Origin of the sequence: Dictyoglomus turgidum DSM 6724 (assembly GCF_000021645.1) — a bacterium.
In the GTDB taxonomy this organism is placed as follows: Bacteria; Dictyoglomota; Dictyoglomia; order Dictyoglomales; family Dictyoglomaceae; genus Dictyoglomus; species Dictyoglomus turgidum.
The window spans coordinates 896,145-911,279 of the sequence record NC_011661.1; the positions used below are offsets into that span (position 1 = coordinate 896,145).

Consider the following 15,135-nt stretch of genomic DNA (forward strand, 5'->3'; position numbering starts at 1 on the left):
TATTTAGCCCTCCTTCTTTAGACTCAAATGTAGTATTGTTTTTGTATCATTAGTAATTTTAGCAATATCGGATCTTATTATTCCTGGAATCCATAATATTTCATCTTTATAGAGTACCAAGGGAACAACTGTTCTTTTCCATCTTGGAATTTTTTTGTCCACAAAGACGTCTTGTACTTTTTTACTCTTTCCGCCAAGCCCAAAAGGTTTTATTTTATCTCCTTCTTTCCAGTTTCTAACTATCAACTCCTTAGCTTTTATTTTATCATAGTCAAAATATGCCTGCCATAAGTTGTTAAAATTAAATTCAGTTTTTTTATTTTCCAACAATTTTGCTTCTATAACCTCCCCTGTTGGGAGATTAATCTTTCCAGGTATGGGAAGTATCAGTAAAAACTCATTCCTCTCTTTTTTGTAAACATATATTTTTTTATTGTAGATATAGATTTCAACATTTCCTATATTTATAGTTTTTCCCTCTTTTATCTCGGACACTTCTTTAAGAATATAAAATATTCCTTCGTTAGATAATTCTTCATTAAAATCTTTAAATACCTCTTTTAAAACTCTAATCTTTATAGCATCATGCATAGTATTCCAATCTTCTCTTTCTATCTCTATCATAGTATTAGATCCTTTTAACTTATTGAAATATTCCAGAGAGATGTTTTTTAGAAAATCATTTTCAATGTAAAGTATTTTGCTTTGAGAAATAACACTTTGAGGAAATTGCTGTATGGTCTCTTTCAAAAAGGGAACTATTTGATGTCTGATTCTATTTCTTAAGGTTATAGGTAGAAGATTTGTGAAATCATCAATGTATTTTAAGCTCTTCCTTTCGCAGTATTCAATGACTTCACTTTTGGAAAGAATAATAATAGGTCTTATAAATTTATCCCTTTTTACAGGTATTCCACACAATCCTTCCATTCCATAGCCTTTAAAGAAATTCATAATAATGGTTTCTATCTGATCATCTAAAGTATGACCCAAAGCAATTTTATTAAAGTTAAGCTCTTCCGAAAATTTTATAAGCGCTTTATATCTTTCATCCCTTAGGGTTTTCTCAGTAAAGTCTTTTGGATAAATATCAAGAAAAGAATAAGGGATATTTCTTGAGGTTGCATAATCTTTTATTAGTTCTTTCTCTTTATAAGTATTTTTGCGAACATGATGATCTATGTATACAATATGTAATTTTAAACCAAGAATAGGAGATAAATTATATAAAATTTCAGAGAGGGCTATAGAATCGCTCCCTCCAGACACACTTAAAATAATAGAGTCCCCCAAGGATATGAGGGACTCACTTCTTGTAAAATTTAAGACTTTTTTTTCAATGTAATCTAAACTATTTATGTCTTTAATCACTTTTTATTGGTGGCGGTGCAGGGATTCGAACCCTGGACACCACGGTTATGAACCGTGTGCTCTAACCGCTGAGCTACACCGCCAAATTTTCTCTTCAAACTGAATTATAATAAAAATTTTTGTTTTAGACAATACTTTACGAACAATAAAACTTATGATAAACTTTTAAACCAAGAGAGGTTTAGGAATTACCGCCGGAGTGGCGGAATGGCAGACGCACTGGACTTAAAATCCAGTGGGGAGCAATCCCCGTGCCGGTTCGAGTCCGGCCTCCGGCACCATTCCAACCCCTCTTAAATATTTAAGTAAAAGAGGTGTTAAGTAATGCCAGACAAAGATTACGAAGAAGATATAATTGTTTTAGAAGGGGAGGATGGAAATACTTACGAGTATGTGGTAAGGGATTTTGTGGAAGTGGACGATAAAACTTATGTTCTTCTCACACCTAAGGATTCCGAGGATATGGAAGAAGTGTATATATTTCGCTGCAGGCTTGCAGAGAAAGATGGCGAATTATATATAGAGGCTCTTGAAGAAATAGAAGATGATGACGAATATGAAAGAGTTATTGAAGCACTTGAGGAAGAGGAAGAGTGGGAAGACGAGGATTGGGAAGAGGACGAATTGGAAGAGGAAGAAGATTGGGAAGAAGATCAATAATTTTTCTTTATATTTCCTACTAATTTTCTCTCTCTTAGTTTTTATAGGCTTTTTAGTATATTTATATCTATCTTCGCCTAAAAGTAAAATAGAGAGGGAGATAGAAGTATATATTCCGGAAGGTTCTTCTGCATATAAAGTTGCAGACATTCTTTTGGATAATAGTTTGATAAAGTCTAAAGAAGTATTTATAGCAACTCTTAAATTAATGGGGAAAGATAAAGGGCTTAAGAGTGGATATTACATATTATCTCCCTCATTTTCTATGTTTGATATAATTGATATACTTACCCAGGGGAAGGGGTTAAGAGTAAAAATAACAATTCCTGAAGGTAGCAGTCTAAAAGATATGGCTCATTTATTTTCAGAAAAGTTAGCTCTTTCTAAAGAAAAGTTTATAACTTTATGCAAAGATGAAAATTTTATTGACAGTGTAATGAAGGATTATAAAAATTATTTTAGCTCATATAAATCTTTAAAAACCTTAGAGGGATATTTGTATCCTTCAACTTACTATTTCAACAAAGGAATAAAAGAAGAAGACATAATAAAATTCCTTATAAAAGAGTTTTTTAATCAGATAAATGTTCATATACCTGAATACAAAGAGAGGTTGAAGAGTTTGAATTTATCTTTCAATGATTGGATTATTCTTGCATCAATCGTAGAGAAGGAGGCTAAAGTTGATCAGGAGAGACCTCTTATTGCAGGTGTATTTTTAAATCGTTTAAAGAAAGGATATAAACTTCAGTCTTGCGCAACAGTAGAATACGTTTATGATTTTAAAAAGTCGGTGCTTTTATATAAAGATTTAGAGATTGATTCTCCTTATAATACCTACATATATTATGGTCTTCCACCATCTCCTATTTGTTCTCCATCTTTAAATTCTTTGAAGGCAGTGCTCTATCCTCAAGGGGATTATCTTTTCTTTGTGGCAAAAGGAGATGGGACTCATATCTTTACCAAAACTTATGAAGAACATTTAAAAGCTCAGGAATTTAAAAAATGAGACTTCCTATGTTGGATATATTAAAACCTAAAAGATTTGTTGACTCCATATTTGATATCAATTTCGAAGATTTATATAAAAGGGGCTATAGAGGTATAATTTTTGATCTTGACAATACTATAGTTCCATGGGATGGTAATGAACTCGATCCTAAAACTAAGGATCTAATTGATCATATTAAAAATATAGGTTTTAAAGTGGTTATTTTGTCAAATAACTGGTCTCATAGAAGGGTAAAATATTTTTCAAAAATTATGAAACTACCTGCTTTAGGCTCTGCTTTCAAGCCGAGAGTTAGATCTTTTAAAAAAGCCATGAAGTTGATGGATACAGAACCTGAGACCACTTTAGTTATTGGTGATAGAATATTAACAGATATATTTGGAGGTAACAAAATTGGAATGTATACTATATTAGTAGCACCTATTAATAAAAACGAGATGTGGATAAAAAAGTGGACAGTAAGGAAATTAGAAAATTGGCTCTTAGATTTATGGATTAGAAGAGGAGAAATTACTAAGGGGGAATGAAATGGATTCTATTAATGTTAACGAAAGATTAATAGAGATTTTAAAAAGTAGAAATCTTATTCCTTCAGGAATATTGGATAATATTCTTTCTAATTTGAAGGGGAAGGATTTTCAGGAGGTTTTATTAGAAGAGGGTTTAATCTCTAAGGAAAAGTTAACAGATCTACTTTCTGAAATATTAGGTTGGAAAGTACTTACAGGTAAGGAATTTAAACCTGATGAAGAGGCGGTTAAAAGTATCCCTCCGTTTTTAACTAAATTTCATAATTTTGTTCCCCTTAAAATTGAAGAAAAAACCATGAAAGTTGGTTTCTTTCCTCCCGTAAAGCCTACTGCAATTGAGGATATCAGGCTCCTAACTGGTTATGATGTAGAACCCTATTTATTAAAGATCACTTTAGAAGAAAATGAAAATTTAACGTCTTTAGATCTTTTATCTACGAATAGCAATATGGAGACTAAGACTGAAAGTAAAAATAGTGAAGGTGAGGGGTTGGTAAAAGGTATTGAGATAGGTAATTGGGATGAGTCTGAGCTAAATAAAATAATTGAAGAATTAACCCCTGAAGGAGGTATTTTTGAGGAAGGCTCAAGTAGTTCTTTAGTAAATAATGAAGAGGTTATGGAAACTAAACAGGAAGAGCCTATACCAACTATAGAGGTGAAAGAAGAATCAATTTCAGAAGTACTATCTCAAATAGAGGGGGTTGAAATTTTAGAAGAGGGAAAGATAGAAGAAACAGAGGAAAAAGGTGTGAGAGTTGAAAGGGTGGAAGAGAAAGAAACAAAGAAAGAGGAGATTTCTAAAAAGACTGAGAAAGATTTAGCGGATAAGATTATTGAAAGTATTAGGAGTAGCTTATCCTCTACTGAAAAGAAAGGAATGGATGATAAAAAACTTATGAAGTCTCCTATAAGAAGGGTAGGAAGAAGAAAATTATTAGGAGAGGTTTTACTGGAAAAGAATCTTATAACAAAAGAACAGCTAGATGAGGCATTAGCTCTTTCTTCTAAGAAAGGTATAAGGCTTGGAGAAGCTTTGTTAGAATTGAAACTCCTTGATGATGTTCAACTTGCTAAGATTTTAAGCGAGCAATTTGATATTCCTTTTAAATCTTTAAGGGAAGTAAGAATTGATCATGACCTTGCCCGGTTACTTTCTCCTCAAAAGGCAAGGGAAAATTTGATTCTTCCCTTGTATAGAGAGAATGGGAGAATTATAGTAGGAATTGTGGATCCAAGCAATATTTTTGCCCTAGACGATTTACGTATGGTTACAAAGAGTGAGGTTTTTCCTGTTATAGTGCCAAGAAATGAGCTTGTAGAAGCTATAAACCAGATATGGGGCAGTGAAGAGGTGGAAAAAGTTTTAGAAGAAATAATTGTTCAAAAAGAGGAGGAAGAAAATCAGTATCAAGAAGTTTCTCTTGAGGAAATATCATCTCAAGAGGGTCCTATTGCAAAATTGGTAAATAGTATTCTTGTGGATGCTGTAAGGAGAGGAGCCAGTGATATACATATCGAGCCTACAGAAAAGAATGTGAGAGTAAGATTCAGAATTGATGGTGTTCTTCATGAAATAATGTTTATTCAGAAAAGATACCAAGCAGCTATAGTTTCAAGAATTAAGATCATGAGTGATATGGATATATCTGAAAGAAGAATACCTCAAGATGGAAGGATAAAAGCAAATATTAGAGGAGAGGTGTATGATTTTCGTGTATCCACGCTTCCTGGGGTTTTTGGAGAAAAAGTAGTGCTGAGAATCCTTGGAAGAGGTTCTATTTCTTTGACTCTTGAGAGCTTAGGATTTTCTGAACATAATTATGAAAGATATTTGAAGATGTTAAAAACACCTTATGGAATAATATTAGTAACTGGACCTACAGGAAGTGGTAAGTCAACCACCCTTTATGCATCTTTAAATATGATAAATTCTCCTGATATAAACATAATTACGGTAGAAGATCCAGTGGAATATCAGCTTCCTGGAATTCATCAAGTACAAGTAAATCCCAAAGCAGGACTTACTTTTGCTTCAGCTTTAAGATCCATATTAAGACAAGACCCTGATGTGGTGCTTGTAGGTGAGATCCGTGATGAGGAGACTGCAAGAATTGCTATTCAAGCTGCATTAACAGGTCACTTGGTACTTTCAACCTTACACACTAACGATGCTCCTTCTGCTGTAACAAGATTGATAGATATGGGAATTGAACCTTTCTTAATTAGTTCTTCGCTTCTTGGAGCTGTTGCTCAAAGACTTGTAAGGACTATATGTCCAAACTGTAAAGCTCCCTATGAACCTACAAAAGAAGAGATAGAAGCCATAAAAGCTACCTTAGGAGATATTGACCTTTCTAACATAACCTTTTATAAGGGTAAAGGGTGTCCTAAATGTAATGGAAAAGGCTATAAAGGAAGGACCGCTATTCATGAGATTATGTTGATGAATGATGAGATAAGAGAGTTGGTTTTGAAAAAAGCGTCAAGAGAAACTATAAAAGAGGTTGCAAGAAAATATGGTATGGTGACGTTGAGAGAGGATGGTATGCAAAAGGTTCTAAAGGGTATTACCACTGTTGAAGAGGTAATGAGAGTTACTGCTGCAGATTAAAGGGGGTAGAAAATATAATGAGAGATGATCTTTCCATAATTGAAATTCTTCAAAACGCTCTTCAAAAAGAGGCTTCCGACGTACATATAACTTCTGGAATTCCTCCAGTTTTCCGTATAAAAGGACATTTAATACCTCAAACCCAATATCCTGTTTTAACTCCTCAGCTAACTTATAGACTTGTCTTTAGCCTTTTGACCGAAGAGCAAAAACAAAAATTACAAGAAAATAAGGAATTAGATTTTTCAGTGGGAATTAGTGGGGAGGGAAGATTTAGAGTAAATGCTTTTTGGCAAAGAGGAAGTCTTGCTGCTGTATTTAGATTGATACCTTGGAAAATTCCAACTATAGAAGAGCTGAGACTTCCTCTTGTTTTAAAAGATTTAGCTGCTCTCCCAAGGGGATTAATCCTTGTTACTGGCCCTACAGGAAGTGGTAAGTCCACAACCCTCGCTTCTATGATTGATTATATAAACTCAAACTTCAGCAGACATATTATTACCATTGAAGATCCTATTGAATACTTGCATACCCATAAAAAATCTATTGTCAATCAGAGAGAAGTAGGAAGTGATACTTATTCCTTTGCGAATGCTTTGAGATCTGCATTAAGAGAGGATCCTGATGTGATTCTTGTGGGTGAGATGAGAGATTTAGAAACTACAGCTATAGCCATAACTGCAGCAGAGACAGGACATTTGGTTATGGCAACTCTACACACTGTGGATGCGGTCCAAAGTATAGAAAGAATAGTAGACCAATTTCCTGCCCATCAACAGCAACAAATAAGGCTTCAACTTTCAGGAGTCATACAAGGTATTATATCTCAACAGCTTTTACCAAGAAGAGATGGTACAGGAAGAATTGTTGCCACAGAGATTTTAATTGGAATTCCAGCGGTAAGGAGCCTCATAAGAGAAGGCAAGACTCCCCAAATATATAGTGTGATTCAAACGGGTGGAAGATATGGAATGCAGACTATGGATCAAAGTCTTGCAGATCTTGTGAAAAAGGGACTTATCTCTCAAGAAGTAGCCTTTGAAAGAGCGGTAAATAGGGAAGAATTGATACGTCTTTTGGGGGGAGAAGTGAGGAGGTGAGGGGATAGATGGCAAAGGTTTATGTTTATCAGGCACGAAATATGAAAGGAGAGCTTATCACGGGAGAGTATGAAGCTGAAAATATAAGAGAAGTAGCTATAAGGTTAAGGGGAATGAATTTGTATCCTGTAAGAATAGAGGAAAAAAGAACGCCGTCTTCTTTTTTCAGTTTGACATTAGCACCTAAAAAGGAGAAGGTTGGTAAGGTAAAATTAACAGACCTTACAGTATTTACCAGACAGTTTGCCACGATGATTAATGCAGGACTTTCTCTTTCTACCTGTCTTAATATTCTTTCTGAACAGAGTGAAAGCAAGGCATTAAGGCAAATTTTAAAAGAAATTCAAAGAATGGTAGACGAAGGAAGTTCCCTTTCTGAAGCTTTTGCAAAATTTCCTAATGTGTTTTCTCCTTTATATATTAATATGGTAAAGGCAGCAGAGTCTGCTGGAACCCTTGATGAAACTTTGGAGAGACTTGCTGTAACCCTGGAAAAGCAACAGGAATTAAGGAGAAAAATAAAATCAGCTATGACCTATCCAGTTATAGTACTTATTATTGCAATTGGGGCTGGATTTGGTATGTTGACCTTTCTTGTTCCTATCTTTGCAGGCATGTTTGAGAGTATGGGAGCCCAATTGCCATTGCCTACTTTAGTACTTCTCAAGATGAGTAAATTTATAACCAGTAATATACTTTTAATCCTCCTTGGAACAATAATTTTGATACTTGGAGCTATAAGAGCTTGGAAAAATCCTAAGATAAAAGATAAGATAGATGAAATACTCTTGAAAATTCCAGTTTTTGGAGGATTAATCCAAAAAACTTCTGTGGTGAATTTTGCAACTACCCTTGCTGCACAGGTAAGAACTGGAGTACCCATACTTCAGGCTCTTCAACTTGCTGGTCAGACCGCAGGAAATAGTGTATTCAGAAAAGCCATAGACTTAACAAGGCAGAGAGTAAGAGAAGGAGAAAGAATTGCTCCTGTGTTAAAGGAGACAAAAGTATTCCCTCCCATGGTGGTACATATGATATCCATTGGAGAAGAATCAGGTTCCTTGGAGCAAATGCTAAACAAAATTGCAGAGTTCTATGAAGGAGAAGTTGCAGCAGCAGTTGAAAGTCTGACCTCTCTTATTGAACCTTTGATGATGGTATTTGTAGGTGGTATAGTTGGTGGGATGTTAATTGCATTATATCTTCCTATTTTTACCATGTTCCAGTACATAAAATGATAAGGCCTGCTTTAGACCTTTGGTTGAAATATAAAGAGACAGGAGATAAAAAATTTCTTGAGGAGCTTCTTAATGTTTTTGATGATTTAATACACTACTGGGCTTCAAAATTTACTTCTTATGGAGAACCTCTGGAAGATTTGATACAAATTGGATATTTGGGATTTTTAAAAGCTATTGAGAATTATGATCCTAAAAAAGGAGAACTTTCTACATACATCTCTCACTATGTATTAGGAGAGATAAGACATCATTTGAGGGATAAGATAGATAAAATAAAAATTCCAAGAAGTGTAAAGATCTTAATAAATAAAATGGATAATTTTATAAAAGAAGTATGGGAAAAGGAAAATAGATCACCCTCTTGTGAGGAGATTGCAAAGCATTTAAATATTACTGTGGAATCAGTAGATGAACTTTTTAAAATTAAAGAAGCTATGATGACAGTGTCTATTGAGGATTTAGAGATTGAGGTGGATAGGATAAGAACTGAGAGATTAGAATCTTTTAAACTTCCTATTGAGGAGAAGATTGCTTTAGAACAGGCAATATCAAAGCTTCCCGAAATACAGAAAAAAATAATTGAATATATTTTCTACCAAGATCTAACCCAAACTGAGGTTGCTAAAATATTGAAAATTTCTCAAACTCAAGTCTCAAGGCTTTTGAAAAGTGCCTTAGAGAAATTGAGAGAGATGCTTTAGTTGGCTTTAATATTCTAAATGAATGATTTTTATTTAAGAAGGGTATAATATAAATCAAAAAGGAAAATAAATTGTGGGGGAAGGAGGACTGAAAGATGAGGAGAGAGAAAGGTTTCACGCTCATTGAGTTGATGGTGGTTATTGTGATCATTGCCATCTTAGCGGCAGTAGCTCTTCCAAACTTTATGGGAGCAACTGAAAGGGCAAGAGAGTCTGCAGTAAGAAGCGCAGTAAAGAGTATACAAACAGCTCTTGAGATTTATGCAACTGACAATCAAGGATATTATCCTGACTACATTTACACCCTAAAGAATGGCAATTACTTACCAGGAGGGAAATTCCCTAACAACCCTGCTACAAATACAGAATATGGTTTTACTGCTAATAATAATGACAGTGGTGAAAGCGCATATAAGATTGTTTATACAGTATCCACTGACCATGCCTCTTACACAATCACTGGATATGGGAAGGATAACCAAAAAATTGTAATCCAAGTATCCAGCGCTGGTACAATAAAGTAATAAAAAATAACCCTTGAGCTTTAGGAGGATGAGAAGGAATCTTCTCATCCTCTTTTATTTTTTATTTGTTTCAGAATGAAATTGATTAAAGTTATGAATAGAAAAAATTTTTATGGGTATAATATTAATTAGAAAAACTAATTAAAAAAGGAGGTTAGATTATGAGGAGAGAGAAAGGTTTCACGCTCATTGAGTTGATGGTGGTTATTGTGATCATTGCCATCTTAGCGGCAGTGGCTCTTCCAAACTTTATGGGAGCAACTGAAAGGGCAAGAGAGTCTGCAGTAAGAAGCGCAGTAAAAACACTGCAGACAGCCCTTGAGATGTACGCAACTGACAATCAAGGATATTATCCTGACTACATTTACACCCTAAAGAATGGCAATTACTTACCAGGAGGGAAATTCCCTAACAACCCTGCTACAAATGCAGAATATGGTTTTACTGCTAATAATAATGACAGTGGTGAAAGCGCATATAAGATTGTTTATACAGTATCCACTGACCATGCCTCTTACACAATCACTGGATATGGGAAGGATAACCAAAAAGTTGTAATCCAAGTATCCAGCGCTGGTACCCTGAAGTAATATAAAGTATAAGTTAAGGTTTTTACTTAAAAAGGGGCAAGATTAAATTTCTTGCCCCTTTTTTATAAATTTTTTATGGGGGCTTGAAAATTATGAATAAGGGGGGTTTTAGTTTAATTGAACTTCTTGTGGTGATAGTTATTATATCTATTCTTGCCCTTATAGGAGTTTCAGGTTATTCCATGTATTTAGAGAAAGCAAGAGAAAGTTCTGCAAAAAGTGCTCTCAAGGCTATACAGGTTGCAGTAGAAATGTATTCTACAGACAATAAAGGAAAATATCCTATTGCAAATAGTTTGAATGAGTTAAAAGCGCAGATACTGAACTATTTACCAAACAGAGAGTACCCAAATAATCCTTACAATAATATGCCTTACTCAGATGAGAATAATGATCATTATAAGATTACATATACCTATGATGCCTTAGAAAATTCTTACGTGTTGACAGTGATGGATAGGTATAATATAAAAAGAATATATCTTCTTTCTAATAAAATTACTTCTATAGGAGAGTGATTAATATGTCCGAAGATAGATGGAAAAAACTGTGGGAAAGTTTAAAGCCTCAAATAGCATCTATGGTTCAGAAAGCAGGAGAAACCGCCCAAAAGGCTGGAGAGGTAGTTTCGGAGATGGCTAAAACCCTTGGAAAAGAGTCTGCTAAGCTTGCTAAGATTGGGAAATTAAAGGCAGATATTCTTATTCTTGAGGGAAATAAAGACAGTCTTTTGAGAAATCTTGGAGAAAAGTTATATGAATTACATAAAAATAATGAGGAAATAAGAAAGGAATTGTTTGCTGATCTTATAACAGAAATTGAAGGGTTAGAAAAGAAAATTCTGGAGAAGCAAAGAGAAATTGAGAGCATTGCAAGAGAGGAGAATTTGAAACCAGAAGATGTAGAAAAAATTCCTGCTGTTGAAGATGAAGAAAAGAAAGATTAAAGATTTTCCTAAGTCAGAAAGACCAAGAGAGAGATTACTAAATTATGGAGAAAAAGCACTTTCCGATGCTGAGCTTCTTGCTATCATTTTGAGGACAGGGAATAAAAATTACTCTGTTTATGAACTTGCTCAAAATTTAATAGTTGATTTTGGAAGCTTGAAAAGAATTGCTGAGGTAGGAATAGGGGAGCTTATTAAATATCCTGGGATTGGAATTACAAAGGCGGTTCAAATAAAGGCAAGTATTGAACTTGGAAGAAGAATATTTTCTGAAAAAAAGAATTATTTTGGAGAAAGTATTTTGAATCCTCACGATGCCTTCTTGATTTTTAAGGAAGATATGTTTGACCTAAAAGAGGAACATCTTTTTTGTATTTATATGGATGTGAAAAACAAATGCTTAAATAAAAGGCTTATTGCGAAGGGAGATTTAAATATTGTATATGCTTCTCCAAGGGAGATCTTTAAATATGCTCTTCAAGAAAATTCTTCTAAGTTAATTCTTGCCCACAATCACCCATCAGGAGATCTTACCCCTAGTGAGGATGATATAATCTTTACAAAGAGGTTAATTGAAGCTGGAAAGATTTTGGGACTTGAGATTCTTGATCATCTTATCATTTATAATGAAGATTATGTAAGTTTAAAAGAGAAAAAGCTTATATAAAATCTATGGAACAAAAAACCCTTTGGGATCTTTTCCAAGAAAATACAGAAAGAGCCCTTAAGAAGATTTTAGTTATTGATGGTTCCAGCATCATATATAGGGTTTATTATGCCCTTCCCCCATTAAAGACAAAAAATGGGGAGCTGACCAATGCCCTTTATGGTTTTATAAGGATACTTTTAAAGGCTGTAGAGGATTTTAAACCTGATCTTTTAGGTATTGCCTTCGACAGACCTGAGCCAACCTTTAGGCATGTTATCTATAAAGAATATAAAGCAAAAAGACCACCAATGAAAGATGATTTGAAAGCTCAAATTCCTTGGATAAGGGAATTTTTGAGGTTAAATGATATACCTATATTGGAGGAGCCTGGGTATGAAGCTGATGATATCATTGCTACTATAATAAAAAGGTATAAGGACGATTTAAAATATATTCTTTCCGGAGATTTAGATCTTTTACAATTAGTCTCTGATAAAACTTTTTTAATACATCCTCAAAGAGGAATCACAGAGTTTACGATTTATGATCCAAAGGCTGTTAAAGAAAGATTTGGTGTAGAGCCTAAAAAAATTCCTCTTTATAAGGTCCTTGTGGGAGATGAGTCGGATAATATTCCTGGAATAAACGGAATAGGACCTAAGAAAGCATCAAAAATTCTTGAAAAGATCTCAACTTTAGAAGAGTTTAAAGATAAAGTGAGGTTCTTAGAGAGCGATTTAAGAGAGATTATTGAGAAAAACTGGGATATTATTGAGAGAAATTTAGAGCTTGTTACATTAAAAAATATAGATAAAGATTTTGTTCTTAAACCTTTTGAAATAAAAAAGGATGAAAAACTCATAGAATTTTTGAAAAGATATGAATTAAAAAGCATTCTTCAAAAACTTTTTCCTGATCTTGAAGAAAGGGAAAATATAGAAATTAAAGATGTAAAGGAAATCAATTTTGAAGAGGCAAAAAAGGAAGGTTGTTTTGCTTTTAAATGCCTTGGAGAAAAAGGCTTTGAAGGAATATCCATCTCCTTTAAGGAAGGAGAAGGATATTTTATAGCTTCCTTTGACTTTAATGATGAAGTTAAAGGGAAAGTTAAAGATATTATTTCTTTCGAAAATATTAAAAAGATTGGAGCTTATATACAGAGGGATCTACATTTTCTGGACTGTAAAATAAAAGGGGAGGTGTTTGATGTTAGTCTCGCATCCTATCTTTTAAATCCAGAAAGACAAAATCATTCCCTTGACATACTTATAAGAGAGTATTTAAATAGGACCTCTTTTATTCCTCAAAAGTATGCTGCTTATCTCTTTCCTTTAAAAACTATTCTAGAAGAAAGGATAAAAAAGGAAGAATTGGAATTTGTGCTTTTTAATATAGAAACACCGCTTATTCCTGTACTTTACTCCATGGAAAAATGGGGAATAAAGGTAGATAAGGAGTATTTAAAAAGTCTCTCTGATGAATTTTGTGAGAGAATTAAGAAATTGGAAGAGGAAATATATGAACTTGCAGGTATGAAGTTTAATCTTAATTCTCCAAAACAACTTTCTGAGGTTTTATTTGAGAGATTGAAGCTTCCTTCTGGCAAGAAAGGAAAAACAGGATATTCTACATCATCTTTGGTGCTTCAAAATTTACTGAATGCTCATCCTATTGTGATAAAAATCCTCCAATATAGGGAGTTATATAAACTTAAAAGCACCTATATAGATGCTATTCCTAATCTTATAAATTCACAAACAGGCAGGGTTCATACTAAATTTAACCCCACAGGTACAGCCACAGGAAGGATAAGTAGTAGTGAACCCAATCTACAAAATATTCCCATAAAAAGCGAGGAAGGAAGAAAGATAAGGAGAGCCTTTATAGCAGATGATGGATATTATTTTGTATCTCTTGATTATTCCCAAATAGAGCTTAGAATTATGGCTCACCTCTCTCAAGAACCTAAATTAATATCAGCCTTCCAAAAGGGTGAAGATATTCATAGAAGAACAGCAGCAGAAATTTTCGGAGTGCCTGAAGATGAAGTAGATGATCTTTTGAGGTCGAGGGCAAAGGCGGTTAACTTTGGAATTATTTATGGCATCTCTTCCTTTGGGCTTTCTGAAACTGCAAGTATCACTCCGGAAGAGGCTGAAAAATTTATAGATTCATATTTTAAACATTATCCAAGGGTAAAGCTCTTTATAGATAAAACTATTTATGAGGCAAGAGAAAAGTTATATGTAAAGACTTTATTTGGAAGAAAAAGATATATACCTGAAATTAGAAGTATAAATAAGCAGGTGAGGAATGCTTATGAAAGGATAGCTATAAATGCGCCTATTCAAGGAACAGCGGCGGATATAATAAAACTTGCCATGATAGAGATTTATAAAGAAATAGAGGAAAAAAATCTTAAGTCAAGAATACTTTTACAGATTCACGATGAACTTATTCTTGAAGTGCCTGAAGAAGAAATGGAGTTTACCCCTTTGATGGCAAAGGAAAAGATGGAAAAGGTTGTAGAACTTTCTGTTCCTCTTGTGGTTGAGATTTCAGTGGGTAAAAATCTGGCTGAGCTGAAATGAGCTATAAAATTGGGATAACAGGTGGCATTGGTACAGGAAAAACCCTTGTAATTAATACTCTAAAGGAGCTTGGAATACCTGTTATTAGTGCAGACGAAATTGTAAGAGAGCTTCAAAAAGATCCCTACTATTTGGAGAAAATTAGAAAAATCTTTGGGGATAAGGTTTTCGAAGAAGGTCAACTTAATAGGAAGAAACTTGCAGAGATAATTTTTTCTGATGATAAGGAAAGAAAAAAATTAGAAAATCTTCTTCATCCTCCTGTTCTTACAGAAATAAAAAAAAGATTAGAAGATTTTAAGGATAAAGAGATAGTTGCAGTGGAGGTTCCTCTTCTGTTTGAAGTTGGAATTGAAAACTGGTTTGATGAGATCTGGGTTGTATATGCTCCTTTTGAAATTCAACTTGAAAGAATCATAAAAAGAGATAATATATCACAGGAGGAGGCTATTAAGAGAATAAAAGCCCAAATCCCTATAGAAGAAAAGGTTAAAAAAGCTGACTTTGTAATATACAACGATAAAGATTTAGAGAGTACTAAAAATCAGATTAAGAATAGGATTTTAAGTATATATAGGATGATATATAATAAAAATCTGTAGA

General features: G+C 33.8%; 15 protein-coding genes and 2 tRNA genes. 15 read left to right on the top strand and 2 right to left on the bottom strand.

The window, feature by feature from the left end:
* Window positions 1–3: 3 nt before the first annotated feature.
* Both tilS and DTUR_RS04415 read right to left on the bottom strand, forming a co-directional pair.
* The gene (gene tilS, locus DTUR_RS04410; protein ID WP_242603756.1) at window positions 4–1,269 is read right to left on the bottom strand and encodes a tRNA lysidine(34) synthetase TilS; all 1,266 of its coding nucleotides are present in this window, start codon (window positions 1,267–1,269) and stop codon (window positions 4–6) included.
* A 109-nt stretch (window positions 1,270–1,378) separates the two neighbouring features.
* Window positions 1,379–1,454, bottom strand: a tRNA-Met gene (locus tag DTUR_RS04415).
* Window positions 1,455–1,564: 110 nt separating this feature from the next.
* Between DTUR_RS04415 and DTUR_RS04420 the strand changes: the two genes are divergently transcribed.
* From DTUR_RS04420 to coaE, 15 genes are all read left to right on the top strand, one after another.
* Window positions 1,565–1,652, top strand: a tRNA-Leu gene (locus DTUR_RS04420).
* Between the two features lie 43 nt (window positions 1,653–1,695).
* Window positions 1,696–2,031: a DUF1292 domain-containing protein gene (locus tag DTUR_RS04425; RefSeq protein WP_012583235.1), complete on the top strand. Its 336-nt coding sequence runs from the start codon at window positions 1,696–1,698 to the stop codon at window positions 2,029–2,031.
* Window positions 1,949–3,043 carry an endolytic transglycosylase MltG gene (mltG, locus tag DTUR_RS04430; RefSeq protein ID WP_242603758.1) on the top strand — a complete coding sequence of 365 codons (1,095 nt, stop codon included), beginning with the start codon at window positions 1,949–1,951 and terminating at the stop codon, window positions 3,041–3,043. The genes DTUR_RS04425 and mltG overlap by 83 nt, the downstream gene beginning before the upstream one ends.
* Complete coding sequence (locus DTUR_RS04435) at window positions 3,040–3,573, top strand: YqeG family HAD IIIA-type phosphatase (protein ID WP_242603760.1); 534 nt, start codon at window positions 3,040–3,042, stop codon at window positions 3,571–3,573. The genes mltG and DTUR_RS04435 overlap by 4 nt, the downstream gene beginning before the upstream one ends.
* 1 nt (window position 3,574) lies before the next feature.
* A complete protein-coding gene (gene gspE / locus DTUR_RS04440) occupies window positions 3,575–6,190 on the top strand; it encodes a type II secretion system ATPase GspE (protein ID WP_012583238.1) in 2,616 nt (871 codons plus the stop codon).
* A 17-nt stretch (window positions 6,191–6,207) separates the two neighbouring features.
* The gene (locus DTUR_RS04445; protein WP_012583239.1) at window positions 6,208–7,290 is read left to right on the top strand and encodes a type IV pilus twitching motility protein PilT; all 1,083 of its coding nucleotides are present in this window, start codon (window positions 6,208–6,210) and stop codon (window positions 7,288–7,290) included.
* 8 nt (window positions 7,291–7,298) lie between these two features.
* The gene (locus tag DTUR_RS04450) at window positions 7,299–8,528 is read left to right on the top strand and encodes a type II secretion system F family protein (RefSeq protein ID WP_012583240.1); all 1,230 of its coding nucleotides are present in this window, start codon (window positions 7,299–7,301) and stop codon (window positions 8,526–8,528) included.
* A gap of 23 nt (window positions 8,529–8,551) precedes the next feature.
* On the top strand, window positions 8,552–9,232 hold the full coding sequence (locus DTUR_RS04455; RefSeq protein WP_242603762.1) for a sigma-70 family RNA polymerase sigma factor: 681 nt from the start codon (window positions 8,552–8,554) through the stop codon (window positions 9,230–9,232).
* Window positions 9,233–9,327: 95 nt separating this feature from the next.
* Window positions 9,328–9,756, top strand: coding sequence for a type II secretion system protein (locus DTUR_RS04460; protein WP_012583242.1), 429 nt, complete (start codon window positions 9,328–9,330; stop codon window positions 9,754–9,756).
* 161 nt (window positions 9,757–9,917) lie between these two features.
* Window positions 9,918–10,346, top strand: a complete 429-nt coding sequence (locus DTUR_RS04465) for a type II secretion system protein (RefSeq protein ID WP_012583243.1) — start codon at window positions 9,918–9,920, stop codon at window positions 10,344–10,346.
* 92 nt (window positions 10,347–10,438) lie between these two features.
* Entirely contained in the window at window positions 10,439–10,864 is a 426-nt protein-coding gene (locus tag DTUR_RS04470; RefSeq protein WP_012583244.1) for a type II secretion system protein, read from the top strand.
* A 5-nt stretch (window positions 10,865–10,869) separates the two neighbouring features.
* Window positions 10,870–11,292: a DUF47 family protein gene (locus tag DTUR_RS04475; RefSeq protein WP_012583245.1), complete on the top strand. Its 423-nt coding sequence runs from the start codon at window positions 10,870–10,872 to the stop codon at window positions 11,290–11,292.
* Window positions 11,273–11,959 (top strand): RadC family protein, encoded by a 687-nt coding sequence (gene radC / locus DTUR_RS04480; RefSeq protein WP_012583246.1) that lies wholly within the window; start codon window positions 11,273–11,275, stop codon window positions 11,957–11,959. Before DTUR_RS04475 ends, radC begins: the two co-directional genes overlap by 20 nt.
* A 5-nt stretch (window positions 11,960–11,964) precedes the next feature.
* The gene (gene polA, locus DTUR_RS04485) at window positions 11,965–14,532 is read left to right on the top strand and encodes a DNA polymerase I (protein WP_012583247.1); all 2,568 of its coding nucleotides are present in this window, start codon (window positions 11,965–11,967) and stop codon (window positions 14,530–14,532) included.
* A complete protein-coding gene (gene coaE, locus DTUR_RS04490) occupies window positions 14,529–15,134 on the top strand; it encodes a dephospho-CoA kinase (RefSeq protein WP_012583248.1) in 606 nt (201 codons plus the stop codon). Before polA ends, coaE begins: the two co-directional genes overlap by 4 nt.
* Window position 15,135 lies beyond the last annotated feature (1 nt).